The sequence below is a fragment of the Azospirillum griseum genome (genome assembly GCF_003966125.1).
Lineage (GTDB): Bacteria > Pseudomonadota > Alphaproteobacteria > Azospirillales > Azospirillaceae > Azospirillum > Azospirillum griseum.
On the sequence record NZ_RXMA01000163.1, the window covers coordinates 1 to 318 of the forward strand.

The following is a 318-nucleotide window of genomic DNA, read 5'->3' on the forward strand; positions in this document are numbered from 1 at the left end:
TCAAGGTCTGGTGGACGGCGGAAGGCAATGCGTCGGACATCTATGCCCGCCGCTACAATGCCGATGGTTCGGCGGCCGGGGCAGCCTTCCTGGTCAACACCAACACCAGCCTCAACCAGGGCGGCGCCACTGTCACCGCGCTGTCCGACGGTGGCTATGTCATCGGCTGGTACAGCACCAACGGCGCCATCTCCGGCAACACCTCCGCCGGGTCGATCTGGCAGCAGCGCTTCGACGCCGCCAACACCCGCATCGGCGGCGAACAGCAGGTCAACAGCGCCGCGTCCCCTTCCTCTGAGCGCAGTTGGCCGACGTCGG

Annotated in this window: 1 protein-coding gene; it reads left to right on the forward strand. The window is 67.0% G+C overall.

Annotation, left to right across the window (positions count from 1 at the left end):
• A partial coding sequence (locus tag EJ903_RS27180; protein WP_210211592.1) for a hypothetical protein occupies window positions 1-318 on the forward strand: 318 nt, incomplete at both ends.